The 24,678-nt window shown below is 71.3% G+C and carries 20 protein-coding genes and 1 tRNA gene; 6 read left to right on the forward strand and 15 right to left on the reverse strand.

What is annotated here, in order from left to right:
• Positions 1–13: 13 nt before the first annotated feature.
• Positions 14–847: a type II secretion system F family protein gene (locus tag DEJ03_RS02310; RefSeq protein WP_181422575.1), complete on the reverse strand. Its 834-nt coding sequence runs from the start codon at positions 845–847 to the stop codon at positions 14–16.
• On the reverse strand, positions 844–1,773 hold the full coding sequence (locus DEJ03_RS02315; RefSeq protein WP_110863365.1) for a CpaF family protein: 930 nt from the start codon (positions 1,771–1,773) through the stop codon (positions 844–846). Before DEJ03_RS02315 ends, DEJ03_RS02310 begins: the two co-directional genes overlap by 4 nt.
• Before the next feature lie 811 nt (positions 1,774–2,584).
• Here DEJ03_RS02315 and acs point away from each other — a divergent pair.
• The gene (gene acs / locus DEJ03_RS02320) at positions 2,585–4,537 is read left to right on the forward strand and encodes an acetate--CoA ligase (protein WP_110863366.1); all 1,953 of its coding nucleotides are present in this window, start codon (positions 2,585–2,587) and stop codon (positions 4,535–4,537) included.
• A gap of 79 nt (positions 4,538–4,616) precedes the next feature.
• On the opposite strand, the gene DEJ03_RS02325 is transcribed toward acs, so the two are convergent.
• Positions 4,617–5,078 carry a RidA family protein gene (locus tag DEJ03_RS02325; RefSeq protein ID WP_110863367.1) on the reverse strand — a complete coding sequence of 154 codons (462 nt, stop codon included), beginning with the start codon at positions 5,076–5,078 and terminating at the stop codon, positions 4,617–4,619.
• Positions 5,075–5,233, reverse strand: a complete 159-nt coding sequence (locus DEJ03_RS02330) for a DUF4177 domain-containing protein (protein WP_017888699.1) — start codon at positions 5,231–5,233, stop codon at positions 5,075–5,077. The genes DEJ03_RS02325 and DEJ03_RS02330 overlap by 4 nt, the downstream gene beginning before the upstream one ends.
• Positions 5,234–5,283: 50 nt before the next feature.
• On the opposite strand from DEJ03_RS02330, the gene DEJ03_RS02335 reads away from it, so the two are divergent.
• From DEJ03_RS02335 to DEJ03_RS02355, 5 genes are all read left to right on the forward strand, one after another.
• The gene (locus DEJ03_RS02335; RefSeq protein ID WP_110863368.1) at positions 5,284–7,851 is read left to right on the forward strand and encodes a transglycosylase domain-containing protein; all 2,568 of its coding nucleotides are present in this window, start codon (positions 5,284–5,286) and stop codon (positions 7,849–7,851) included.
• Positions 7,848–8,804, forward strand: a complete 957-nt coding sequence (locus tag DEJ03_RS02340) for a metallophosphoesterase (protein WP_071405008.1) — start codon at positions 7,848–7,850, stop codon at positions 8,802–8,804. The genes DEJ03_RS02335 and DEJ03_RS02340 overlap by 4 nt, the downstream gene beginning before the upstream one ends.
• Positions 8,805–8,897: 93 nt before the next feature.
• Positions 8,898–8,971 (forward strand) — tRNA-Pro (locus DEJ03_RS02345).
• 156 nt (positions 8,972–9,127) lie between these two features.
• A complete protein-coding gene (locus DEJ03_RS02350) occupies positions 9,128–10,162 on the forward strand; it encodes a sensor histidine kinase (protein ID WP_146237632.1) in 1,035 nt (344 codons plus the stop codon).
• Positions 10,159–10,776, forward strand: coding sequence for a response regulator (locus DEJ03_RS02355; protein ID WP_110863370.1), 618 nt, complete (start codon positions 10,159–10,161; stop codon positions 10,774–10,776). Before DEJ03_RS02350 ends, DEJ03_RS02355 begins: the two co-directional genes overlap by 4 nt.
• 75 nt (positions 10,777–10,851) lie before the next feature.
• Here the strand turns inward: DEJ03_RS02355 and DEJ03_RS02360 are convergent, their stop codons facing one another.
• From DEJ03_RS02360 to DEJ03_RS02410, 11 genes are all read right to left on the reverse strand, one after another.
• The gene (locus DEJ03_RS02360; protein ID WP_110863371.1) at positions 10,852–11,895 is read right to left on the reverse strand and encodes an LLM class flavin-dependent oxidoreductase; all 1,044 of its coding nucleotides are present in this window, start codon (positions 11,893–11,895) and stop codon (positions 10,852–10,854) included.
• A gap of 129 nt (positions 11,896–12,024) precedes the next feature.
• Positions 12,025–12,651: a thymidine kinase gene (locus DEJ03_RS02365; protein ID WP_071247330.1), complete on the reverse strand. Its 627-nt coding sequence runs from the start codon at positions 12,649–12,651 to the stop codon at positions 12,025–12,027.
• Positions 12,651–13,277, reverse strand: coding sequence for a response regulator (locus DEJ03_RS02370; RefSeq protein WP_027466398.1), 627 nt, complete (start codon positions 13,275–13,277; stop codon positions 12,651–12,653). Before DEJ03_RS02370 ends, DEJ03_RS02365 begins: the two co-directional genes overlap by 1 nt.
• A gap of 61 nt (positions 13,278–13,338) precedes the next feature.
• Positions 13,339–14,607 carry a hypothetical protein gene (locus DEJ03_RS02375; protein ID WP_110863372.1) on the reverse strand — a complete coding sequence of 423 codons (1,269 nt, stop codon included), beginning with the start codon at positions 14,605–14,607 and terminating at the stop codon, positions 13,339–13,341.
• Positions 14,604–15,824, reverse strand: a complete 1,221-nt coding sequence (locus DEJ03_RS17785) for a sensor histidine kinase (protein ID WP_181422576.1) — start codon at positions 15,822–15,824, stop codon at positions 14,604–14,606. The genes DEJ03_RS02375 and DEJ03_RS17785 overlap by 4 nt, the downstream gene beginning before the upstream one ends.
• Positions 15,825–15,994: 170 nt before the next feature.
• On the reverse strand, positions 15,995–17,149 hold the full coding sequence (locus DEJ03_RS02385) for an Rv2578c family radical SAM protein (RefSeq protein WP_110863373.1): 1,155 nt from the start codon (positions 17,147–17,149) through the stop codon (positions 15,995–15,997).
• Between the two features lie 58 nt (positions 17,150–17,207).
• Positions 17,208–18,695, reverse strand: a complete 1,488-nt coding sequence (locus DEJ03_RS02390) for a malate:quinone oxidoreductase (RefSeq protein WP_110863374.1) — start codon at positions 18,693–18,695, stop codon at positions 17,208–17,210.
• A gap of 98 nt (positions 18,696–18,793) precedes the next feature.
• Positions 18,794–19,846 carry an aspartate-semialdehyde dehydrogenase gene (locus DEJ03_RS02395; RefSeq protein ID WP_110863375.1) on the reverse strand — a complete coding sequence of 351 codons (1,053 nt, stop codon included), beginning with the start codon at positions 19,844–19,846 and terminating at the stop codon, positions 18,794–18,796.
• A gap of 36 nt (positions 19,847–19,882) precedes the next feature.
• Entirely contained in the window at positions 19,883–21,148 is a 1,266-nt protein-coding gene (locus DEJ03_RS02400; protein WP_017888681.1) for an aspartate kinase, read from the reverse strand.
• A 116-nt stretch (positions 21,149–21,264) separates the two neighbouring features.
• A complete protein-coding gene (gene recR, locus DEJ03_RS02405) occupies positions 21,265–21,864 on the reverse strand; it encodes a recombination mediator RecR (RefSeq protein ID WP_017888680.1) in 600 nt (199 codons plus the stop codon).
• Positions 21,864–24,677, reverse strand: a complete 2,814-nt coding sequence (locus DEJ03_RS02410; protein WP_110863376.1) for a DNA polymerase III subunit gamma and tau — start codon at positions 24,675–24,677, stop codon at positions 21,864–21,866. Before DEJ03_RS02410 ends, recR begins: the two co-directional genes overlap by 1 nt.
• Between the last annotated feature and the right edge of the window lies 1 nt (position 24,678).

Raw genomic sequence — 24,678 nt, forward strand, 5'->3', positions numbered from 1 at the left:
ATCTGTGGACAGGTCACGCCGCCCCGCCCACCGTGGAGGAGAGGACCCCGACCACCACGGGCACCACCCCCACGAGCACGAACGCCGGCAGGACGCAGACCCCGAGCGGCAGCACCAGTCGGACGGCCAGTCGTTCCGCCGCCACGAGCCCGTCGGCAGCGGCCTCGTCACGCACGTCCTCGGCGGCGCGGCGGAGCAACCCCGCGGCGGGCACCCCCGCACGCCGGGAGAGGTCGAGGACCTCCCGCAGCCGGTGCACGTCCCCGGCGGGCGGGGCGGCTCCTGCGGACGCCTCGGCGACTGCCTGCCCGGCGGTGGTCCACGACCCGCCTCCGGCGACCGCCACGGCCCAGGCGTCGAGGAGCACCCCGGGGACTCGGCCGTCGGGGGTCGCGGAACGGACCAGCCGGGCGGTCCACCGTCGCCCGGCCAGCACGAGGGCCGCCGCGGTGCACGAGCACGCCCAACCGGCCGGTGAACCGACCAGGACCTCGACGGCACCGGCACCCCAGGCAGCACCGAGCCCCAACCCGAAGAGCGGCAGCGCGAGCACGACCCGGGCGCTCGTCCGCGGTCCCGCCAGGGCGACCCGGATCGCCCGGTCCGATGCAGCGGCGCGCCGGAGCGCGCCGGCGAGCCCGCGGAGGGTCTCCGCGACGGGCGCTCCCGTCCGGTCCGCCACGCGGAGGACGACGACGATGTCCTGCTGGGCGGGTCCTCCGATCCCGGGCAGCCCGCCGACGAGCCGCCAGGCCCGCGGCGGCGGGACGCCTGCCGAGACCAGCGTCGCCACCCGGTCGAGCACCCCGGCCACCCGCGCCGGGCCGTCGGGTGTGGGTCGTCTCACCGCAGCCCGTCCACCGGGCGCACCTCGAGCCTCCCGTCCGGGCCGACGCACAACGTGCCCACACCACCGAGCCGTCGCTGGCCTGCGCGTCGCTCCACGTGCAGGACCAGGTCGAAGGCGCTGACGGCCTGCCGGGCGAGCGCCTCGGCACCGAGGCCGGCGAGTGCCCCGAGCGCTTCGAGGCGCGCGGCCACGTCGGCGATGCCGTTGGCGTGCACGGTGCCGGCTCCCCCGTCGTGCCCGGTGTTCAGGGCGGAGAGGAGTTCGCGGACCTCGGCGCCGCGGCACTCCCCCACGACGATCCGGTCGGGGCGCATCCGCAGCGCCTCACGCACGAGCCGGTCGAGGCCGAGCGCGCCGACCCCCTCGGCGTTCGCCTGCCGCGCCTCGAGCGCGACGACGTGCGGATGGGCGATCCGGAGCTCGGCGACGTCCTCCACCGTCACGATGCGCTCGTCGACGGGCACGTTCCCGAGCATCGCCGCGAGCAGGGTGGTCTTGCCGCTGCCGGTCGCGCCGGTGACCAGGACGTTCCGGCGTGCAGCGACGGCGTCCTCGACGACCGACCGCGGGACGAACGCGAAGGTCCCGCCGCGTTCGAGGGTGGCGAGAGAGGGTCGATGGACCTGTGGCAGTCGGATCGACACGGCGGTGCCCCCGACGGACACCGGGGCGAGGACGACGTGGACCCGAACGCCGTCGCCGTGCCGGACGTCCGCGCACGGGGTGGTCTCGTCGACGTGGCGGCCGCCGAGCGCGACGAGCCGGGTCGCGAGTTCGCGGGCACGCGCCTCGGTCAGTCGCGGCTGGACGGCTTCGAGGCCGGTGCCGCGGTCGACCCACGTCCCCACGCCACCGACCACCAGGACGTCCGTCACGGTGGCATCGGCCACCAGGGCGGCGAGTTCCTCGAACTCGACGACCACGGACGCCCGGCGACGAGCCGGCGGCGCTGCTCCGGGCAGGAACGGAGCCGACGGAGCATGCGCCCGCGCCGGTGCCGGTGCCGGTGCCGGTGCCGAGAACGCAGAGGATGTCGACGCGGACGGCGCCGACGCGCGGGGAAGCAGTGGAGCACGGTGCAGGGGCATGCCGCCGACGGTAGGGAGCACGTCAGCCCTCAGCCGGGAGGGTCCCCACTTCTGTGGACAACGTCGGAGTGCCCCACCAACGGACCGGTTTGTCCCCCGAAACGGAAAGCCGTACCCCGGTCGATGATGCGACACCGACGTGCTCGGGGTCGCCCACCACCCCCGCTTCCCCCGGCCGGACTGTGCGTAGCACCTGCTACGCAAGAACATGCAGAATGCATGCACGAGCATGGACCGGTCTGTCCACGCGACCGGCGTCCCTGCGCGGATCGGGGCACACGGCGGAGCCCGACGAGCCGCCATCGCTCGAGTCGGACCCCGGGAAACAGAAGAGGCGGCACCGGTTGGGGGGAACAGGTGCCGCCTTGACATCGAGGGATTGGGGGGAATCCGATTCGATGCCGCCGGAAACGAGTCCAGCGGGATCTACTGTACCCCACGATCGGCCCTCCAGGGCAACCCCGGACACGACCTCCGGGCGTGCCGCGCCCCGACCCGGCCGAGGGGTAGTCTCCGGATGCACGCAGGCACCGGCGACGGATGCTCGCACGCACCCGCCGCGGATGCACGCACGCATCCACGGCGGACGCACGCATGCATCCACGACGGATGCCACCAGAGGCCGCAACGACGCGAAAGGACATCGATGTCCACTCCGACCCAGACCGACCCCCGAGGCGACGACGGAGCGACCTTCGCACCGCCGCCCGAGTTCGTGGCCGACGCGGTCGCCGGCGAGGACCTCCACCACGCAGCAGCGGCCGACCGCGAGGCGTTCTGGGCCGAGCAGTCCCGCTCCCTGCTCGACTGGCGCACCCCGTTCACGCAGACCCTGGACTGGTCGGGCGCCCCGTTCGCGAAGTGGTTCGCCGACGGCACGCTCAACGTCGCCGAGAACTGCCTCGACCGGCACGTCCGCGCCGGCAACGGCGACCGGGTGGCGATCCACTTCGAGGGCGCTCCCGGCGACACGCGTCGGATCACCTACGCCGAGCTGACCGCCGAGGTGCAGCGCGCCGCGAACATGCTCACCGACCTCGGCGTCGGCCAGGGCGACCGGGTGGTCGTGTACCTGCCGCTCATCCCCGAGGCCGTCGTGACGATGCTCGCCGTCGCCCGTATCGGCGCCGTGCACTCGGTCGTCTTCGGCGGGTTCAGCGCGGAGAGCCTCCGCGCCCGCATCGAGGACGCCGGCGCGAAGCTCGTCGTCACCGCGGACGGCGGGTGGCGGCGCGGTGCCGTCTCACCGCTCAAGCCCGCAGTCGACGAGGCGCTGACCGGCGAGGGCACCGACACGGTCGAGCACGTCCTGGTCGTCAAGCGCGGCGGCAACGACATCGCCTGGAACGACCGCGACGTCTGGTGGCACGACGAGCTGGCGAAGGCGGCACCGACCCACGAGGCCCAGGCGTTCCCCGCCGAGACCCCGCTGTTCATCCTGTACACCTCGGGCACGACCGGGAAGCCGAAGGGCATCGTGCACACCTCCGGCGGCTACCTGACCCAGGCGGCGTACACGCACAAGAACGTGTTCGACATGCACCCGGAGAAGGACGTCTACTGGTGCACCGCCGACATCGGCTGGATCACCGGCCACTCCTACGTCGTCTACGGCCCGCTCGCCAACGGCGTCACGCAGGTGCTCTACGAGGGCACCCCCGACGAGCCGAAGCCCGGCCGCTGGTGGGACCTCGTCGACGCGTACGGTGTCACCGTCCTCTACACCGCACCCACGGCGGTCCGCGCAGCGATGAAGGCCGGCCGCGAGATCCCGGAGGCGCGCAGCCTCGAGACCCTCCGCCTGCTCGGCAGCGTCGGCGAACCGATCAACCCCGAGGCGTGGCAGTGGTACCGCCAGGTCATCGGCCACGACCGCACGCCGATCGTCGACACCTGGTGGCAGACCGAGACCGGCGCCATCATGATCTCCGCGCTGCCCGGCGTCACGAAGCTCAAGCCCGGCGCCGCGCAGACGCCCCTGCCGGGCATCGTCGCCGAGATCGTCGACGACGACGGCAACCGTGCCGAACCCGGCGAGAGCGGCTACCTCACCATCACCGAGCCGTGGCCGTCGATGGCGCGCGGGATCTGGAACGACCCCGACCGGTTCGTCGAGACGTACTGGTCGCGGTTCCCCGGCCGCTACTTCGCCGGCGACGGTGCGCGGCTCGACGGCGAGGGCGACATCTGGGTGCAGGGGCGCGTCGACGACGTCATGAACGTCTCCGGACACCGCCTGTCGACGGCCGAGATCGAGTCCGCCCTGGTCGGCCACGAGGGCGTCGCCGAGGCCGCAGTGGTCGGTGCCGCCGACGAGACCACCGGGCAGGCCGTCGTCGCCTTCGTCATCCTGACGGCCGAGGCCGCCGCCGACGTCGACCGCGAGACGGCCTCGGCAGAGCTCCGCAACTGGGTCGGCAAGCGCATCGGGGCGATCGCGAAGCCGCGCCAGGTCGTCATCGTGCCGGAGCTGCCGAAGACACGCTCCGGCAAGATCATGCGGCGACTCCTCCGCGACGCGGCCGAGGGCCGCCGCATCGGCGACACGACCACGCTGGCCGACCCGACGATCATGGCGACCATCGCGGAACTCATGTAGTCCCGCCAGACGGAAGCAGGGCCTCCAGTCAGATACAGACTGGAGGCCCTGCTCACGTTCGTTCCGTCGGTCGCTGCCGTCAGGCGGTGAGCTCCACCACCAGCTCGACCTCGACCGGCGCGTCCAGCGGGAGCACGGCGACGCCCACCGCGCTCCGCGCGTGGACGCCGGCGTCGCCGAAGACCTCGCCGACCAGGGTCGACGCGCCGTTCGCGACACCGGGCTGGCCGGTGAACGACGGGTCCGACGCGACGAAGACCGTGACCTTGACGACTCGGGCCACGCGGTCGAGCGAACCGGCGACCGACTGCACGGCGGCCAGGGCGTTCAGCGCGGCCACGCGAGCCTGGGCGGCGGCGGTCTCGGCGTCGACGTCGGTGCCGACCTTGCCGGTCACGGGCAGGCCGCCGTCGACGAACGGCAGCTGGCCGGCCGTGTAGACGTACTGGCCCGTCACGACGGCGGGCACGTAGGCGGCGACGGGCGCGGCGACCGCGGGGATCGTCAGGCCGAGTTCGGCGAGCCGGTCGGAGACGCTCATGCGTCGGCCTTGGGGCGCTTCAGGTAGGCGACGAGACCGCCCTCGGGTCCGGTGACGATCTGGACCAGCTCCCAGCCCTCGTCCCCGTAGTTGTTGAGGATCGCGGTGGTGTTGTGGATCATCAGCGGCGTGGTGAAGTACTCCCAGCGAGTCATGCGGTTCCTTGCCAGCCTTTCAGTCGGGGGTGTCGTTTAGGCTGCATCCTATGTCTGCCCAGAAGACGTCTGCATCGCGGACCAAGCCCGTCTCAGCAGTCGGCGCCTTCATCGGATTCGTCGGGTTCAGTGCCCTCGCCGGCCTGCTCGTCACGATCGGGGTCACCCCGGCCATCGCCGTCGCCGGTGTCACCACGACGTCCACGATCGGTGTGTTCGAGTCCCTGCCGGAGTACATCGAGATCGGTGACCTGCCGCAGCGCAACGAGCTGTACGCGTACTCGGGCGGCAAGTCCGTGCACTTCGCGACGGTCTACGACCAGAACCGCCAGGAGCTGAAGTTCGACCAGATCAGCGATCAGCTGAAGAACGCGGCGATCGACGGCGAGGACAAGCGCTTCTACGACCACGGCGGCGTCGACATGACGTCGCTCATCCGCGCCGGTGTGGGCAGCATCGCGGGCGGCCTCGGCGACTCGGGCGGTGGGTCGACGCTGACCATGCAGCTCGTCCGCAACATCAAGATGCAGCAGGCCCTCGAGCTCCCCACCAAGAAGGAGCAGGAGAAGGCCTACAACGAGGCCGTCGAGCAGACCATCCCGCGCAAGCTGGAGGAGATGAAGCTCGCGATCGGGCTGGCGAAGAAGTACTCCAAGAAGGAGATCCTCACCGCCTACCTGAACATCGCCTACTTCGGCGACCAGACCTACGGCGTGCAGGCCGCGGCGCAGCACTACTACAACAAGAGCGCGACCGACCTGACCCCGGCCGAGGCCGCGTCGCTCATCGCGATCGTGCAGTACCCCGAGGCGCGCAACCTGTCGAGCCCGAAGAAGTACGACGCCAACGTCGCCAGACGCAACGTCGTGCTCCGTTCGATGTACGACCAGAAGAACCTCACCGAGGCCGAGTACCGAACGGCTCGCCAGTCGAAGCCGGCGGACTACGTGCATCTGACGCAGCCCTCGCAGGGCTGCCGCGCCTCGGTCGGCGACGGCTCGCAGTTCTTCTGCGACTACGCGGTCAAGATCGTCAAGGAGATGTCGCAGCTCGGGTCGTCGCAGAAGGCACGTGACACCGCGTGGCGGAACGGCGGCTACAAGATTCAGACGTCGCTGAACATCGACCTGAACGCCGAGCAGAAGCGCCTCGTCAACACGTACGACAACAAGGCCGAGACGAACCTCGCCCTCGGCGCGACGCTCAACTCCATCGAGGCAGGTTCGGGACGCATCATCACGATGGCGCAGAACAAGGACTACGACCAGTCTCTCAAGTCCGCGCCGACGTCGACGAGCATCAACTACAGCGTCGACTACAAGTACGGCAACTCCGGCGGATTCCAGACGGGCTCGACGTACAAGCTCTTCACCCTGCTCGCGTGGCTGCAGGCCGGTCATGGTCTCAACGAGGTGGTGAGTGGCGCGCCGCGGAACATGGCGACCGGATGGACGGCCTGCGGCCAGCCAGTCTCGGTCGAGGGCGGCTATACCCCGAAGAACGACAGCCCCGGCGAGACCGGCAACTACACCGTGGCCGCAGCGACAGCACAATCTGTCAACCTCGCGTTCCTCAATATGGCGCAGAAGCTCGACCTCTGCGACATTCGGAACACTGCGCAGTCCCTTGGCGTCCACCGTGCCGACGGCGGCGAGCTGCAGTACAACCCGTCAGCAGTCCTCGGCACCAACGACATAGCGCCGATGACGATGGCCGCGGCCTACGCTGCCGTCGCCAACAACGGCATCTACTGCAAGCCGATCGCGATCGACCAGATCACCTCGCCGTCCGGCAAGAAGCTCGGCGGACAGACGAAGGACTGCAAGCAGGCGATCGACCCCGAGGTCGCGCACGCAGCCGTCTACGCGATGAAGGGCACGATCAACAGCGGGACCGCACGCGGGGCGCAGACGCCGGACGGTACGCAGCTGTTCGCGAAGACCGGCACCACCGACACCGCGAACCAGATCTGGCTCGTCGGGTCGAGCTCGCGCGTCGCTACGGCGTACTGGCAGGGCAACACCGACGGCAAGCTCAACAACCTTCGCCACTTCAGCAACGGCGTGAACAACACCTACGCCGGCGGACGTGCTGACGTCTGGAGGCAGGCAATGACCCCTGTCAACGCCATCTACCCCGCCGGTCCGTTCACCGACCCGAACAGCTCGGCGCTCCGCGGCAATGCCAAGGCGCTCCCGAACCTGCAGGGCAAGACCGCGGACGAAGCCCGCGCGGCCATCTCGGGCGCCGGGTTCACCTACGTCGACGGCGGTGCGCGTCCCGGCCCGGGGAACCCCGGTTCCGTGACCTCGACGTCCCCGGCGGCGGGTGCGCTCCTTTCCTCGGGTTCGAGCGTCACCGTCTACACGTCCGACGGCACCCAGGCGACCGTTCCGGAGATCGGCGGCGACTCCCTCGGGGATGCCCGCTCGGCACTGAACGACGCCGGGTTCACGAGCGTCAACCTCGCCGACAGCTACGCCAAGGGCGGCGGTGGCAAGACCTGCAAGGTCGCCGCGGTCGAGCCGGCGATCAACGCGACGGCGAACAAGAACGACAACGTGACGATCCAGCTCTACGGCGACAAGAACGGCAAGGCGCCCAAGGACTGCAAGTGACCCGCGGTCGCACCGCACTCGGTGTCCTCGCTGCCGGCGCGGCCGTCGGAGCTGCTTCGGCAGCGTGGGGCTCGCTCGTCGAGCGTCGTCGCTTCGGGATCCGGTGGGAGACCGTCCCGGTGCTCCCGCCGGGTTCCCGTGACGTCACCGTCCTGCACCTCTCCGACATCCACATGGCCCCGTGGCAGGCCGACAAGCAGCAGTGGCTGCGCGACCTGAGCCTGGTCGAACCGGACTTCATCGTGAACACCGGGGACAACCTCGGCCACGCGACCGCGAACGCTGCTGTTGAGTACGCGCTCGAGCCGTTCCGCGGGGTGCCCGGTGTCTTCGCCTACGGGTCGAACGACTTCTTCGGGCCGTCCCCGCGCAACCCGCTCAAGTACTTCTCGGGGCCGAGCCGGATGCACAAGGCTGCGGAGCCCGTCGGTCTCGACATCGATCGGCAGACGGCGTTCTTCGAGTCGCTCGGCTGGCTCGACCTGAACGACCAGGCGCACGCGATCGAACTCCGCGGCTCCCGGTTCGAGCTGTTCGGCACCTCGGACGCGCACCGCGACTGGGACCGCCTCGACCTCCTCCCCACCAACGTCGACGAGATGCGCAGCGACGTGCCGTGGTCCGAGGACGAGGACGGCCCCGCTCCGGTCGCGATCGGTGTCACGCACGCGCCCTACCGTCGCGTGCTCGATGCCTTCGTGACCCAGGGTGCCGACATCATCTTCGCCGGGCACACCCACGGCGGTCAGGTGGCGGTCCCCGGGGTCGGCGCGCTCGTCACGAACAGCGACCTCCCCCGCCGGTACGCCAGCGGGTTGCACAAGTGGGAGCACCGCAACCACTGGTCGTGGCTCGAGGTCTCCGCGGGCCTCGGCACCTCGATCTACGCGCCCGTCCGGTTCGCCTGCCGACCCGAGGCCGTCGTGGTCACCCTCACTGCACGGGCTTCCTGAGCCGACGCGCCCGGGAGTTCGCCGGATGGTCGTGAGCATCCCCGATCATCGGATAGTATTGTCTGGTTGCTCCGGTACGGAGTGATCACACCGCGGGGTGTGGCGCAGCTTGGTAGCGCGCCTCGTTCGGGACGAGGAGGTCGCAGGTTCAAATCCTGTCACCCCGACACTGTGTTGAGACAGTACGAAGAAGGCCCTGGTTCTCCGGAACCAGGGCCTTCTGCTTTCCCCGGGTGCATCTCGGCCGCCCGATGGGTCCCACGACCCAGTCAGCCGGTCCTGCTCCAACGCGAGCAGCCCCTCCCGCTACGCTCGCAAGCGCCATGCAGAACGACCATCCCCTCGCCGCAGTGCTCGCCGCGATCGCCGCCGAGTTCCCCGACCTCGCGGACGACCCGGTGCTGGCGCAGAGTCTCACCGAGAACGTCTCGTCGATGATCGCCGAGGCCCACGAGCGCTACGCCGCGGGGACCGACGGCAGCGTCGTGAGCCACGCGTTCCTCGACCCCGAGCACCTGGCGACCGGCAGTCTGCACGCCGAGCACGCCCAGCACCCGGCCGGCGCCATGCTCGCGGCGGAGATGCTGTTCGACGCCTACCTGCCGGTCTTCGTCGACGAGGTCGGCGCGGAGTCCACCGCCGAGGTCCTGCGGGCCACGAGGGCCCTGCACGCCGGCATCTGGAGCCGGTTCCCGGCCGGGGCGGTCGCGTACACGGAAGCGCTGCGCCAACGCCTCACCACGGCACACCTGGACTCCCGCACGCAGATCGCGCGGGACCTGCACGACCGCGTCGCCCACGGCATCCTCGCCGGGCTGCAGCGCCTCGACCTCGTCCTGCTGACGGACCCGCCTGCGGACGAACGAGCCGGCCAGCTCGACGACGCAGCGCGGTTGCTCCGGAGCGCGCTCGGCGACGTCCAGGACCTCGCAGTGAGCCTGCACGCCCGGGTCGGGGATGCCCTGCTCGACGACGCGCTCCGACGGCACGTGCGCGACCTGTTCCCCGACGACGACCTCCTGTCCATCGAGTCGACGGGCGTCTCCGGTCCCCTGCCGAACTGGCAGGCCGAGGAAGCGCTGACGATCCTGCTCGAGGCGCTCACGAACCGCAGCAAGCACGCGCCTGGTGCGACGGCTTCGGTGCGCTTCCTCTGGTCACCCGCAGCACTGGTGGTGACGGTCGCCGATGACGGTCCGGGCTTCGAGGTGGAGGGCGACGCCGACGGCCGCCTCGGGCAGCAGACCATGCGCGAGCGTGCCGCGGTGATCGGCGCCCGGCTCGACGTCGAGAGCGTCCGCGGCAGCCGAGACCACGGCACCACCGTCCGCCTGACCATCCCGAGGGGCACCCTGTGACCGTCACCCACGTCGCGATCGTCGACGACCACCGGCTCTTCCGCGAAGGACTCGCGACCATCCTGGCCGCGGTCCCCACGATCCGCGTGGTCGCACACGGCGAACGGCCGGCCGAGGTGCTCGACTCCCCCGAGGCCGCCGCCATCGACGTCCTGCTGCTCGACGTCGAGCTGGACGGACCCCCGGCTCGGACGACGATCGCCACGGTCCGCCGCACCCGCCCGGACATCCGGGTGGTGGTGCTCACGATGCACCGGGACGCCGTCCTCCGCCGGACCCTGCTCGATGCCGGCGCGGTCGACTTCGTCACGAAGGACACCCCGAGCCGCGAACTCGTCGACCGGATCGCCCGGGCAGCCCACGCCGACGCGGCACCGGTCACGTTCCCCGTCGACCTGGTGACCGAGGCCCGTGCCGGCTCACCGTTGAGCGACCGCGAGCTCGAGGTCCTGCGACTCATCGCCGCCGCGCGCACCAACGCCGAGATCGCCACCGATCTGCAGCTCGCGATCGGCACCGTCAAGCGGCACGTCTACAACGTCTTCCGCAAGCTGGACGTCGGTTCCCGCGTCGGGGCGGTGGCCGCAGCCACGCGCCTGGGCCTGCTCACCTGAGGCACCACGGAACTTCGTGAGCAGGAATGGTCGGGTGCCCAGCGGACACCCGACCATTCCTGCTCACGAAGCGAACTAGACGGAGACTGCAGCACCCGCGGGCACGAGCTTGCCGGCGCCGTGCAGCCCGGCCACGACGTCGAGCGCCTGGTGCCGGTACCGCGCCTGTGCAGCACCGGGCGAGACGATCACGCCGTTCGCCCCGGTCGAGGCCACGAGTGCGTTGATCTTCTCCGCGACCTGCTCGGCGTTGCCGTACGCCTGACGCTCGGTGCGGGCCGCGATGAACCGACGCTCGAGGTCGTTGAACTCGTACGCACGCGCCTCGTCCATCGAGACCGGCTCGGGCTTCCGGCCGGAGCGCATCCGGATGAACGAGATCATGCCCGGGGCGCTCTGCTCGTCGATGACGGCGGGGTCCTCGTCGGTGACGACCTGCACACCGATCAGCGCGTTCGGCGTCTGGCGGAAGCGTGACGGACGGAACGAATCGCGGTACAGGGCGAGTGCCGCCTCGGTGTTGTCGGACGCGAAGTGGTGGGCGAAGGCGAACGAGATGCCGAGCGCACCGGCGACCTGGGCGCTGTAGCCGGAGGACCCGAGCAGCCAGAACTCCGGCACGTCGCCGTAGCCCGGCACGGCGCGGATGCCGGCCAGCGGGTTCTCCGCGCCCATGCCGGTGAAGAACCCGATCAGGTCGGCCAGGCGGTCCGGGAAGTCGTCGACGTCGAGTCGGTCCGTGCGGCGGAGGGCCATCGCCGTCGCACCGTCGGTGCCGGGAGCGCGCCCGAGCCCGAGGTCGACCCGGTCGCCGTACAGGGCACGGAGGGTGCCGAACTGCTCGGCGACGACGAGGGGCGCGTGGTTGGGCAGCATGACGCCACCGGATCCGATGCGGATGGTCGAGGTGGCCGCGCCCACGGCGCTCAGCAGCACCGCCGGGGCCGAGGAGGTGATGCCCGGCATCCCGTGGTGCTCGGCGACCCAGAACCGCTCGTACCCGAGCTGCTCGGCGTGCACGGCCATGTCGATGGACCCCTGCAGGGCCTCGGTGTTGGACTGGCCGTACTCGCGGGTGGCCAGGTCGAGGACGGACAGGTGCAGGGTGTCGTCGGTCATGTGGTCACCAACGCGCGTCGACGCACGTGCATTCCTGTGCACGAGACGGACTGGAGGCCCGTGGCGGCGCCGCCACGGGCCTCCAGTCCGTCTGCAGGGTGCGTACCGGACGCACGCCGGCGCGAGCGGTCAGGCGCCGTCGAGGCGGCCGCCGGACTCCGTCAGGTAGCAGTTGGCGCAGAGCGACTCGTAGGCGACGTCGACGCCGTCGATCGCGACCTGGGAGCCGTCGAAGACGAACCGGCCGTCGACAGTCCGGGCGTTGAAGACCGCCTTGCGGCCGCAGCGGCAGATGGTCTTCAGCTCTTCGAGGGAGTGCGCGACCTCGAGCAGGCGGGCGCTGCCGGGGAACGCCTCGGTGCGGAAGTCCGTGCGGATGCCGTAGGTGATGACCGGGATCTCGTCGAGCACCGCGATGCGCAGCAGGTCGTCGACCTGTCGCGGGGTGAGGAACTGCGCCTCGTCGACGAGCACGCAGCTGACGGGCCGCACCATGCCGTCCAGGCGGTCCGACTCGGGGTCGACGGCCCCGGCGGCGGTGACCGCCTGGCGCACGTCGGCATCCGGCGAGAACACGATGTCGACGGTCCGGGTGACACCCAGGCGGGAGACGATCTCACGGTCGCCCTTGGTGTCCACCGCGGGCTTGGCGAGCAGCACCCGGTGCCCGCGCTCCTCGTAGTTGTAGGCGGCCTGCAGCAAGCCCGTGCTCTTGCCGCTGTTCATCGCGCCGTAGCGGAAGTAGAGCTTCGCCACTACGCGAGGAACCCGTCCTCGGCGGCCCGACGGATGAGGTCGGACTTCTTCGAGGCGGGGCGGCCCACCTTGCTGTACTTCTCGCGCACGCGACGCAGGTAGGTCTTGGCGGTCTCGTACTGCACGTTCATCTGCGCGGCGACCTCGTTCGTCGAGTAGCCGGACACGTAGAGCCGCAGCGCCTCTTCCTCACCGGCGCTGAGCTTCGGCCGCTGGTGCGCGGCGGCACCCGTCGGCAGCGGACGCCACTCCCGGGGCTGCGGGGTCTCGCGGGCAACGCCCATGATCTCCCGCGCGACGTCCATGACCTCGCGCATCGGGAGCGATTTCGACAGGAACGCCGCGGCGCCGGCGGCCAGGGCGCGGTCGCGGGACTCACGGCTGTCGACGCTCGAGAGCACGATGACCTTCGCGCCGGCCGCACGGCAGGTGCGGACGCGGGCTTCGATGGAGACCGGTTCCTTCAACTGGAAGTCGAGGAACACCAGGTCGGTCGGGAAGCTGTCGCTGTGGACCATCTCGAGCCAGGTGTGCGCGGTCAGGGCCAGGTCGAAGTCGAACGCGTTCACCGCGATCCAGCTCGACAGGCTGTCCAGCAGCACCTCGTGGTCGTCGAGGATGGCCAACCGAACACGCCGTGCTCCCGGGTTCGGGAGGGACGGCGACCCCTCCGAGAGCCTGTTCGGGTCAGTGCTGGTCATAGGAGAACCTTAGTGCGAGGGCGGAAGGGCGGACCGCGACGTCGAGGTCGGGGAACGTCACGCGGAGGACGGCGAAGTAGGGGTCGAAGGTGCGGTGGATGCCGATGTCGGAGTCCGCGACGGCGAGCTCCACGTCGACGGACACACGAGCGGGTGCGGGTGCCTGCGCGGGCCGGGCCGTCGGGGCTGCCCGGGCCGGCGCGGCGTGGTCCGCCGGGCCGGTCTGGGCCGCCTGATCTGCCGGGCCCGCCACGGTGTCTGCTCGGCGCACCGTCGCGCGGAAGCCGGCCGGGTCGACGGTCGAGGCACGGAGGGCCGCACGGACGAAGGTGCGGACGACCGCCCGCTGGTCGGTGTCGAGCGTCGCGATGAGGCCGTCGGGGTCGTCGACCACCGGCGCCTGACCGCCGTCGACCCGGACGGCGTGCTCGAACCAGGTGCGGTCGGCGTCGGCGACCATGGACGCCCGGATGCCGTCGGCGATCGCACGGGCACGGGCACGGTCGGCGTCGGTGATGACGTCGCGCGTGCGGAGCTCGGCGAAGAACGGAGCGACGTCGCGGGACAGGATGGTCGAGCGGTCCTGCTGCACGCTCGCCGCGATGCCGTCCCGCTCGGCGCGCGCGACGGAGTACGAGCCGGCACGGATCTGCACCCGCTCGGCGAGCCCGGCGAAGGTCCACGCGAACACCGCGGACGCGGCGGTGAGCACGAGCGTCGGGGCCGCGGCCAGGAACGCCGCGACGGCCACCGGCACCTCGTGCGGGAACACCGCGGCTCCCGCCCCCCACGTCACGGCGTTCACCACGGCCAGGACGACCCCGCCGACCATCAGGTCGGTCCACGGGCGGTACGGCGCGACCATCACGATGCCGGTCGCGGTGATGAGGGACATGAAGTCGTTCAGGGCGCTGCGGTCCGGCCCCCACTGCGCGGCGACGCTCGTGACCGAGGCCAGGCCGAGCAACCCGACGTGTGCGACGAACGCCGAGCGTGGGAACGGCGCACGGAACGGGCTCGAGGCGGCGAGCACCACCACCGCCGAGGCCGCGACGAGCAGCACGGTGAGGGCGCTGAGCGTGGGGCTGCCCACGACGTCACGGTCGAAGATCGACACGAGCAGGGCCCAGACGATGCTGCCGGCACCGAGCACGACGGCCAGGGGCCGCGACCCCATCGCGCCGAGCGGGTCGTACTGCTGCGCGGTGCGGCGGGGCCCCGGACCGGACCGCTCTCGCTGGCGGATCGCCGTCAACGCTTAGTCCCCCGGTCGTCGCTGATCGCCGGCACGGTGACCGCGCCGGTGACCGGTCCGTACGGCACGGTCATCATCACGCTCGTGCCGGAACCGGGCGACGACCAGATCTGGACGTCACCGCCGACCCGGCCGATCCGCTCTCGCACCGAACCGCGGAGGCCCATCCGGTCGGCTCCGGTGGCGTCCTCGTCGAACCCACGACCGTCGTCGACGACCATGACGGTGCAGGACGCGCTGTCGTCGAACACGCTGACCTCTGCGGCGTCGGTCCCCGCGTGCTTCCGCACGTTGGCCAGGCACTGGCCGACGGCCCGGACGACCGCCGACAGCGCACGCTGGTCCAGGCGCTCGAGCGCGGAGGTGTCACCCGAGACGGTCACGTCGAGTCCGAGCGTCCGGTGCTCGTCGACCATGGCGCCGAACGCCTCGGCCGCGGCCCCGGGACGCGGGCGGGCGGCCGGCGCGAGCCACCCCTTGCCGGTGAGCACCGCGACGTCGGCGTCGACCGTCTCGGCGAGGTGCGGGTCCATCGGGCCGTCGGGCGCGAGGGCGATGGCGCCCAGGTGGTTGAGCACGGTGTCGTGCAGGATCGCGGACGCCTCGGCCTCGACCCCGGCGCGGTACGCGGACACGTGTTCTTCACGAGCAGAACGCAGGAGCTCGGGCTGCACCCGTTCGCTCCGCGCCGTGCTGCGGGTCGTGAAGAGCACGAGCGCGACCACGAAACCCAGCGTGACCCAGGCGAGGATGAGTGGACGGGGCGACTGGTCGGCCTGCACGATGGCGATCCAGGTCGCGAGTCGTCCGGTCAGGAAGCCGACGAAGGACCACAGCACGACGCGGCTCGGCACGGCACCGGCTCCCCCGACCAGGATGAGCGGGATCACGACGAGGGACATCAGGTACGAGGTCACCCACCCGGTCGGCACCTGCTGCTGGACCCCGACGGCGAACCACCAGGCGCAGACGCCGCCGACCGCCAGGAACGCGATCGCGGAGACCCGGGTGCCGAACTGCACGTGCACGCCGATCATGGCGAGCATCGGGACGACCGCCAGCACGGTGCCGACGACCTGCACCCCGGGCTCGGACAGACCGTAGAGCACGAGCGTGATGGCCGCGGCCAACAGCGAGCCGATGGCGCCGGCGTGGAATGCGCGCACGGTCGACCACGCGTTCACTCGCGGTGCGAGGTGCGTGGGGATGCCGAGCACGAGGTGGATCCTTCCGGGTGGCGAGGGCGCCGTCCACGATCCAACCACCGGAGCAGCGGCCGTGTACCCCGAATCCGGGGCCGTGCGGCGACCCGCACGATGATAGCGGCCCGGACCGGGGTCCCGCTGTCCCCCGAACGTGGACCGGACACGACCCGGACGGACGCTCCTCAGAACAGCGTCTGTGCGGCCGTCGGCCGGAGCAGCCGCTGGTCGAACCCGGGGTCGGCGCGCTTCAGCGGTGACACCGTCGGCACCGACTGCTCCTGCGGCAGCGCCTGTGGCAGGCCCGGACCCAGCCCCTGCGGCATCCCCCGCTGCAGCGTTCGCGGTTCCGAGAAGCCCATCGACCCCGTCGCCGGGTCCACGCGCCCCAGTCCGACCCCGTGCGCCGCCAGGATCGGGCGGATGCGCTCCGACAGCCACCGTCGGTAGTCCTTCGGCGCGTAGGTGTTGTCGAGGTACATCGCGCGGTACCGCTGCACCAGGTCGGGTCGCTCGCGGCCGAGCCACTCGAACCACCACGGCTTGACGCCCGGCCGCAGGTGCAGCGCCGAGTACATGATGCTCGTCGCACCGGCCGCGGTCGCCCGACCGATGGCGTCGTCGAGGTGCGCCCGGGTGTCGGTGATGTACGGCAGCACCGGCATCAGGAACACGGCGCAGTCGAGCCCCGCGTCGCGGATGGCCCGCACGGTCGCCAGCCGGGCCGACGTCGTCGGGGTGCCGGACTCGACCGACTGCTGCAGCGAGTCGTCGTACACGGCGATCGACATGGCGAGGTCGACCGGCACCACCTTCGCCGCCTCGGCCAGCAGCGGCAGGTCGCGACGCAGCAGGGTGCCCTTCGTCAGGATGCTGAACGGGGTGCGTGACTCCGCCAGCGCCTCGATCACGCCGGGCATCAGCCGGTACCGCCCCTCGGCCCGCTGGTACGGGTCGGTGTTCGTGCCGAGCGCCACCGGGTGACGGTCCCACGAGGGCTTGCCGAGCTCACGACGCAGCACGTCGGCGACGTTCGTCTTCACCACGATCTGCTGGTCGAAGTCGGCGCCGCCGTCGAACTCCAGGTACGTGTGGGTCGGGCGGGCGAAGCAGTACACGCAGGCGTGGCTGCACCCGCGGTACGGGTTGATCGTCCAGCCGTACGTGCCCGACCCGTCCGCGCTCGGCACCCGGTTCAGGGCGCTCTTCGCGAGGACCTCGTGGAAGGTCACCCCGGCGAACTCGGGCGTCGTCACGCTCCGGACGAATCCGCTGTTCGATTCCATCCCGGGCAGCGCGTCGCTCTGCTCGGCGTCGATCGCCTGTCCACTCCACCGCATGCCGTCATTCGAACACACGTTCGAACAGACCGCAAACCGGCCCGGACCACGACAGGCCTCAGTGGTGCAGGCCGAGCACCTTCGCGGTGCGCTCGAGCGTGGCGTCGGCCAGAGCCGGGTCGTCCCCGAGGTCCTGCCCGTAGGTCGGCACCATCGCGCGGACGTCGTCCTGCCAGCCGTCCCACCGGTCCGGGAAGCACCGGCGCAGCATCGCGAGCATGATCGGCACGGCAGTCGAGGCGCCCGGCGACGCCCCGAGGAGGCCGGCGATCGAGCCGTCGGCGGCGGTGATGACCTCGGTGCCGAACTGCAGCACACCGCCCTTGTCCTTGTCGGGCTTGATCACCTGGACGCGCTGCCCCGCGGTGATGCGGTGCCAGTTCTCGGGCTCGGCGCTCGGCATGAAGTCGCGGAGCGCCTCGAACTTGGTGTGCTTCGACGCCAGGAGCTGACCGACCAGGTAGCGGACCAGGTCGAAGTTCGAGAACGCGACGCTCAGCATCGGGCGGAGGTTGTGCGGCCGGATCGAGCGGAACAGGTCCAGGACCGAACCCTGCTTCAGGAACTTCGGGCTGAACCCCGCGTACGGCCCGAACATCAGCGACGACCCACCGTCGACGATGCGGGTGTCGAGGTGCGGCACCGACATCGGCGGAGCACCGACACTGGCCTTGCCGTAGACCTTGGCGGAGTGCTTCTGCACCACCTCGGGGTCGTCGGTGCGCAGGAACTCGCCCGACACCGGGAAGCCACCGTAGCCGCGGATCTCCGGGATGCCGGACTTCTGCAGCAGGTGCAGGGCTCCGCCGCCGGCGCCGACGAAGACGAACTTCGCGGCGATGCGCTGCGTCGACCGGCCGATCTCGTTGCGCACGTTGAGCACCCAGCCCTCGGACACCTTCGAGCGGGTCAGGTTGGTGACCTGGTGCGAGGGCTCGAACTCGACACCGTCGATCTCGAGCTGGTCGAAGAGCTGGCGGGTGAGCGACCCGAAGTCGACGTCCGAGCCGGCTGCCGAGTAGGTCGCCGCGATCGGCTGGTCCTTCTTGCGGCCGGGGATGAGTGCCGGCGCCCACTTCCGGATCTGCGCCGGGTCGTCCGAGAACTCGATGCCCGCGAAGAGCGGGTGGTTCCGCATGGCCTCGTACCGGGCACGCATGTACGCGACGTTGGCCTCGCCCCAGACGAACGAGATGTGCGGCGTGGGGTTGATGAAGTTCGACGGCTCCGGCAGCACACCGGTCTCGACCAGGTGCGCCCAGAACTGCCGCGAGACCTGGAACTGCTCGTTGACCGTGACGGCCTTCGCGATGTCGACGCGGCCGTCCGGCAGTTCCGGCGTGTAGTTCAGCTCGCACAGTGCCGAGTGCCCGGTGCCCGCGTTGTTCCAGGGGTTCGAGGACTCCTGCGCCACCGTGCCGAGCCGCTCGTACACGCGGATCTTCCAGCTGGGCTCGAGCTTGTGGATGATGGCCCCGAGCGTGGCACTCATGATGCCTCCGCCGATCAGGACGACGTCGATGGGGTCCACCTGCTGCTCTGCCACCCGTCGATCCTACCGGCGGCATCCGACAGACGGACAGGAGGCCCGTGGCGGTGTCGCCACGGGCCTCCTGTCCGTCTGCTGGTCGCGCTCGGGGCGCGCTACGCGTCGACGGAGCGGCGCGCGACGATCGTCTCGGCGATCTGCACCGCGTTGAGCGCGGCGCCCTTCCGCAGGTTGTCGTTGCTGACGAACAGGACGAGGCCGCGGCCCTCGGGCGCGGACTGGTCGGCGCGGATGCGGCCGACGAACGCCGGGTCCTGGCCGGCGGCCTGCAGCGGGGTCGGGACGTCGGAGAGCTCGACTCCGGGTGCGCTCGACAGGATCTCGGTCGCACGCTCGGGCGACAGCGGACGCTCGAACTCGGCGTGCACCGAGATGGAGTGCCCGGTGAACACGGGGACGCGCACGCAGGTGCCGGCGACGAGCAGGTCGGGCAGCTCGAGGATCTTCCGGCTCTCGTTCCGGAGCTTCTTCTCCTCGTCGGTCTCGCCCAGGCCGTCCTCGACGATGCTGCCGGCGAGCGGCACGACGTCGAAGGCGATCGGGCGGACGTACTTGACGGGCTCGGGGAACGTCACGGCTGCTCCGTCGTGCGTCAGCGCAGCGGTGTCCTGCTCGAGCGCGGCCTTCGCCTGGCCCAGGAGTTCCTCGACCCCGGCGAGCCCGGAACCCGAGACCGCCTGGTAGGTCGTGGCGACGAGTCGGCGGAGCCCGGACTCGGTGTCGAGCACCTTGAGCACCGGCATGATCGCCATGGTCGTGCAGTTCGGGTTCGCGATGATCCCCTTCGGCGCCTGGTCGATGGCGTGCGGGTTCACCTCGCTCACGACGAGCGGGACGTCGGGGTCCATGCGCCAGGCGCTCGAGTTGTCGACGACGAGTGCCCCGGCGGCGGCGAACTTCGGCGCGAGGGCCCGCGAGGCGGTGGCCCCGGCGGAGAACAGCGCGATGTCGATGCCGGACGGGTCGGCGAGCTCGGAGTCCTCGACCACGATCTGCTCGCCCCGGAACGGCAGCGTCGTGCCGGCGGAACGGGCGCTCGCGAAGAAGCGGACCCGGTCGGCCGGGAACGCGCGCTCTTCGAGCAGGCGACGCATCACGGCGCCGACCTGGCCGGTGGCGCCGACGACGGCGACGGTGAGGGTGCTCATGCGGTGCTCCTGGTGGTTCAGCGGATCAGGCGGGCGTCAGCGGCCGGTGCCGGCGTAGACGACGGCCTCGGCGTCGGCGTCGAGGCCGAACGCGCTGTGCACGACGCGCATCGCCTCGTTCAGGGTGTCGGCGCGGGTGACGACCGAGATGCGGATCTCGGACGTGGAGATCATCTCGATGTTGATCGACGCGTCGTGCAGGGCGCGGAAGAGCTGGGCCGAGACACCGGCGTTCGTGCGCATCCCGGCGCCGACCAGGGCGAGCTTGCCGATCTGGTCGTCGTACTGGATGCTCTCGTAGCCGATGTCTGCCTTCGCGACCTCGAGCGCCGTCAGCACGGTCTGGCCCTGGTCCTTCGGCAGCGTGAACGAGATGTCCGTCCGCCCGGTCGACGCCGCCGACACGTTCTGGACGATCATGTCGATGTTCGCCCCGGCGCGCGCGACGTTCGTGAAGATCTCGGCGGCCTTGCCCGGCTGGTCCGGGACCCCCACGACGGTGATCTTGCCCTCGGAGAGGTCTCCGGCGATCCCGGTGATGATCGGTTCTTCCACGGTTTCCCCCTCGGCAGGGTTGTAGACGATGGTGCCCTCGTTGTTGTTGAACGAGGACCGGACGTGCAGGGTGACGCCGTGCCGCCGGGCGTACTCGACGGCGCGGATGTACAGGACCTTGGCACCCGAGGCTGCGAGCTCGAGCATCTCCTCGCTGGTGACGCGGTCGACCTTGCGGGCCTTCGGCACGACGCGGGGGTCGGCGGTGAAGATGCCGTCGACGTCGGTGTAGATCTCGCAGACGTCGGCGTCGAGTGCTGCGGCGAGGGCGACGGCCGTGGTGTCCGAGCCGCCGCGGCCGAGCGTGGTGATCTCGCCCGTGGTGCGGTTGAAGCCCTGGAACCCGGCGACGATCGCGACGTGGCCGGAGTCGAGCGCCTCGCGCACGCGCTTCGGGGTGACGTCGACGATGCGGGCTTTGCCGTGCTGGGCGTCGGTGAGCATGCCGGCCTGGCTGCCGGTGTAGGAGGACGCTTCGACCCCGAGGCTCTTGATCGCCATCGCGAGCAGCGCCATCGAGATGCGCTCCCCCGCGGTCAGGAGCATGTCGAGCTCACGGCCGGCGGGGATCGGCGTGACGGAGTGCGCCAGGTCGACGAGTTCGTCGGTGGTGTCGCCCATCGCCGACACCGCCACGACCACGTCGTTGCCGGCCTTCTTCGTCTCGACGATCCGCTTCGCCACGCGCTTGATGCTCTCGGCGTCCGCGACGGATGAACCACCGAACTTCTGCACGATCAAGGCCACTGGCTGGTACTCCCGGAGACGGCGACACCGCGAGGTCACGCGGTCTCACAATGGTAGTCGGTGTTTCGGGGATGTTGCGTGCGAGCGGGCCCCGACGCAAGGATCCTGCGTGGGGGTCAGCCGCCGACGACGCGGCGCCCTTCGAAGGCACGACCGAGCGTGACCTCGTCCGCGTACTCCAGGTCGCCGCCGACCGGCAGCCCCGACGCGAGCCGCGTGGTGCGGATGCCCATCGGGACGAGCAGCCGGCTGAGGTAGGTCGCCGTCGCCTCGCCCTCGAGGTTGGGGTCGGTCGCGATGATGACCTCGGCCACGGTGCCGTCGGCCAGGCGCGTCATGAGCTGCTGGATGCGGAGGTCGTCCGGTCCGATGCCGTCGATCGGGCTGATCGCCCCGCCGAGCACGTGGTACAGCCCACGGAACTCCCGGGTGCGCTCGATCGCGGCGACGTCCTTCGCTTCTTCCACGACGCAGATCGTGGCCGGCGAGCGGCGCGGGTCACGGCAGATGCTGCACTGGACGTTCTCGGTGACGTTGCCGCAGATCTCGCAGAAGCGGACCCGCTCCTTGACGTCGGCCAGCAGCTCGGACAGACGACTCGGGTCGAACGACTCGGTCTGCAGGATGTGGAAGGCGATGCGCTGCGCCGACTTCGGGCCGATGCCGGGCAGGCGACCGAACTCGTCGATGAGGTCCTGGACGATCCCGTCGTACATCAGGCACCGTCCTGGTGGAGAGCGGTCTCCTCGATGAACTGGGCGTTGAGGATCTCACGCACGACGGCCTCGCCGTACCGGCCGGCGACCGGGGCGCGGCGTGCGGGCGGTGCGGTGCGCGCGGGAGCGGCGGCGGGCTGGGCCGCACGCTGCGGGGCGGCCTGCTGCGTCGGGGCTGCCGGCGCGGCGGCTGCGGACGCTGCGGCTGCGGGCGTTGCGCCGCGTCCGATCCCAGGGTCAGGGAACGGGGCGCCGTCGTCGTACGGTTCGTCGTCGAGCGGGTAGTCGTCGACCGGGACGCCCGGCACGACGGGACCGCCGGGAGGCACGGCTCCCGCTCCGGACGCCGCCTGCGGACCCGGGGTGGTCGGGCCGTCGGGCTGCCCGGCCGTGGCAGCGCCCGGTCGCGCGGGTGCGGCCGACGGTGCCGACTCGGCCGGCTGGGGCGTGCTCGTCTCGGCGGGGGCGACCGGCGCGGACGCCGGCACGGTGCCGAAGGGTGCTGCCCAGCTGGGCTCGACGGACTCCGGGACGGCGTCGGCGGTGGGGTCGCTGGCGGGGATCGTCGCGACCGCCCAGTCCGTCACCGGCGCTCCCGAGGGAGCGGGGGTCGGTTCGGCCGGTGCCTGGTCGCGCTGCGGGGCGGACGCGGTCGGCACTGCCTTCGGCTCGGGCGCGGACTTCGGCGCCGGCGCGGACTTCGGCGCGGGCGCTGCCGTCGGCGCAGGAGGTGCCGTCGACCCGGGTGCTGCCGACGCGGCCTTCGGCTCGGCGGCAGGGGCAGCCGTCGGCGTGGGGTCCGCAGCGGACGCCGGTGCCGGGGACTCCGGTGCTGCGGACTCGGGCGCCGGGGCCGGGGTCGCGGCGGCGGCGGCGGGCGCCTGGGCAGCGGGCGCCGGACGCTGGGCCGGTGCGGCAGCCTGCGGTGCCGGAGCCGACTGCTGCTGCTGCTGGGGACGCTGCTGCTGTCCGGGCCCGCGGGCGACGAACTTCACCCGGAGCCCGAGGACGTCCACGATGGCGGCGCGGAGCAGTTCGCTGACGCTCGCCGAGGGGTCGGACATCTCCTTGAACGAGGCGACGTCCTGCTGGCTCGGGAACGTCAGCGTCAGCACGTCGTCGCGGAGCGCGGTGACCTGCGCCGTGACGACCACCGACCACGCCGAACGCTTGGCGTGCTGCACGTGCTCGACGATCTGCGGCCAGGAGTCGCGCATCTGCTGGAAGCCGACGGCACCGACGGTCCGGACGGCGGGCTCGTCACCGATCGTCGTGCCCTGACCGGTGGACGACGGGCTGACCGGCTCGGCCGCGGGCTTCGAGGGCTCGGACTTCGAGGGCTCGGACTTCGCGGGCTCGGTCGAGGTCTGTCCGGGCGCTCCAGGAGTGCTCGGAGCGACCGCTGCCCACGACGCTGCGGCGTCACGGGCCACGGCTCCGGAGTCGGCCTGCGGCGCGGCGGGCTGCTCGACGGGACGCTCGGGCGTCGCACGAGCCGCTGCCGGAGCGGGCGTCGGGGCGAGGGAGGGAGCAGCCGCTGCGGGAGCCGCGGCTGCCGGCTGCTCACGACGCGGTGCAGCGGCGACGGCGGGAGCGGACTGCTCGCCGGCGCCGGCCTGGTGTCCACCGGCGTCGTGTCCATCGACATCGCCCACCCCGACACGACGTTCCAGGCGCTCGACCCGGGCGAGGGCTCCGCGCTGGGTGTCGTCGGCCTCGGGCACGAGCATGCGGGCCGTCATGAGTTCGAGGTGCAACCGGGGCGAGGTCGCGCCGGTCATCTCGGTGAGGGCCCGGTTCGCGATGTCGGCGGAACGGGAGAGCCCGGTCGCGCCGAAGACCCCGGCCTGGCGGCTCATGGTGTCGAGCTCTTCCGGCGAGACCCCGCGCAGGACCGCGGCGGCGCTCTCGTTGGTCGCCGCGACGACGATCAGGTCGCGCAGGCGCTCGAGCAGGTCCTCGACGAAGCGGCGGGGGTCCTGTCCGGTCTGCACGACACGGTCGATCGCGGCGAACGCGGACGCCGGGTCGGCGACGGCCAGGGCGTCGACGACGTCGTCGAGCAGGGCGGCGTCGGTGTAGCCGAGCAGGGCCACGGCACGCTCGTAGGCGATCGCACCGTCTTCGCTGCCGGCCATCAGCTGGTCGAGCAGCGACAGGGTGTCACGGACGGATCCGCCGCCGGCACGCACCACCAGGGGCAGGACACCGGGGGCCACCGAGACGGACTCCTGCGTGCAGAGCTGCTCGATGTACTCGAGCATGACCGCGGGCGGGACGAGCCGGAACGGGTAGTGGTGGGTGCGCGACCGGATGGTGCCGATGACCTTCTCGGGCTCGGTCGTCGCGAAGATGAACTTGACGTGCTCCGGGGGTTCCTCGACCAGCTTCAGCAGCGCGTTGAAGCCCTGCGGCGTCACCATGTGCGCTTCGTCGAGGATGAAGATCTTGTAGCGGTCGCGCGCCGGGGCGAACACGGCCCGGTCGCGCAGGTCACGGGCGTCGTCGACACCGTTGTGGCTCGCAGCGTCGATCTCGATGACGTCGAGCGAGCCGCTGCCGTCGCGGGCGAGTTCCACGCAGCTCGGGCAGACACCGCAGGGGGTGTCGGTCGGGCCCTCGGCGCAGTTCAGGCAGCGCGCGAGGATGCGGGCCGACGTCGTCTTGCCGCAGCCACGCGGGCCGCTGAACAGGTAGGCGTGGTTGACGCGGTTCGTGCGGAGCGCCGTGCGGAGCGGGTCGGTGACCTGCGACTGCCCGATCAGCTCGGCGAAGTTCTCGGGCCGGTAACGGCGATACAGGGCGGTGACCACG

It is taken from the genome of Curtobacterium sp. MCLR17_043 (assembly GCF_003224215.1).
Classification (GTDB): Bacteria; Actinomycetota; Actinomycetes; order Actinomycetales; family Microbacteriaceae; genus Curtobacterium; species Curtobacterium flaccumfaciens.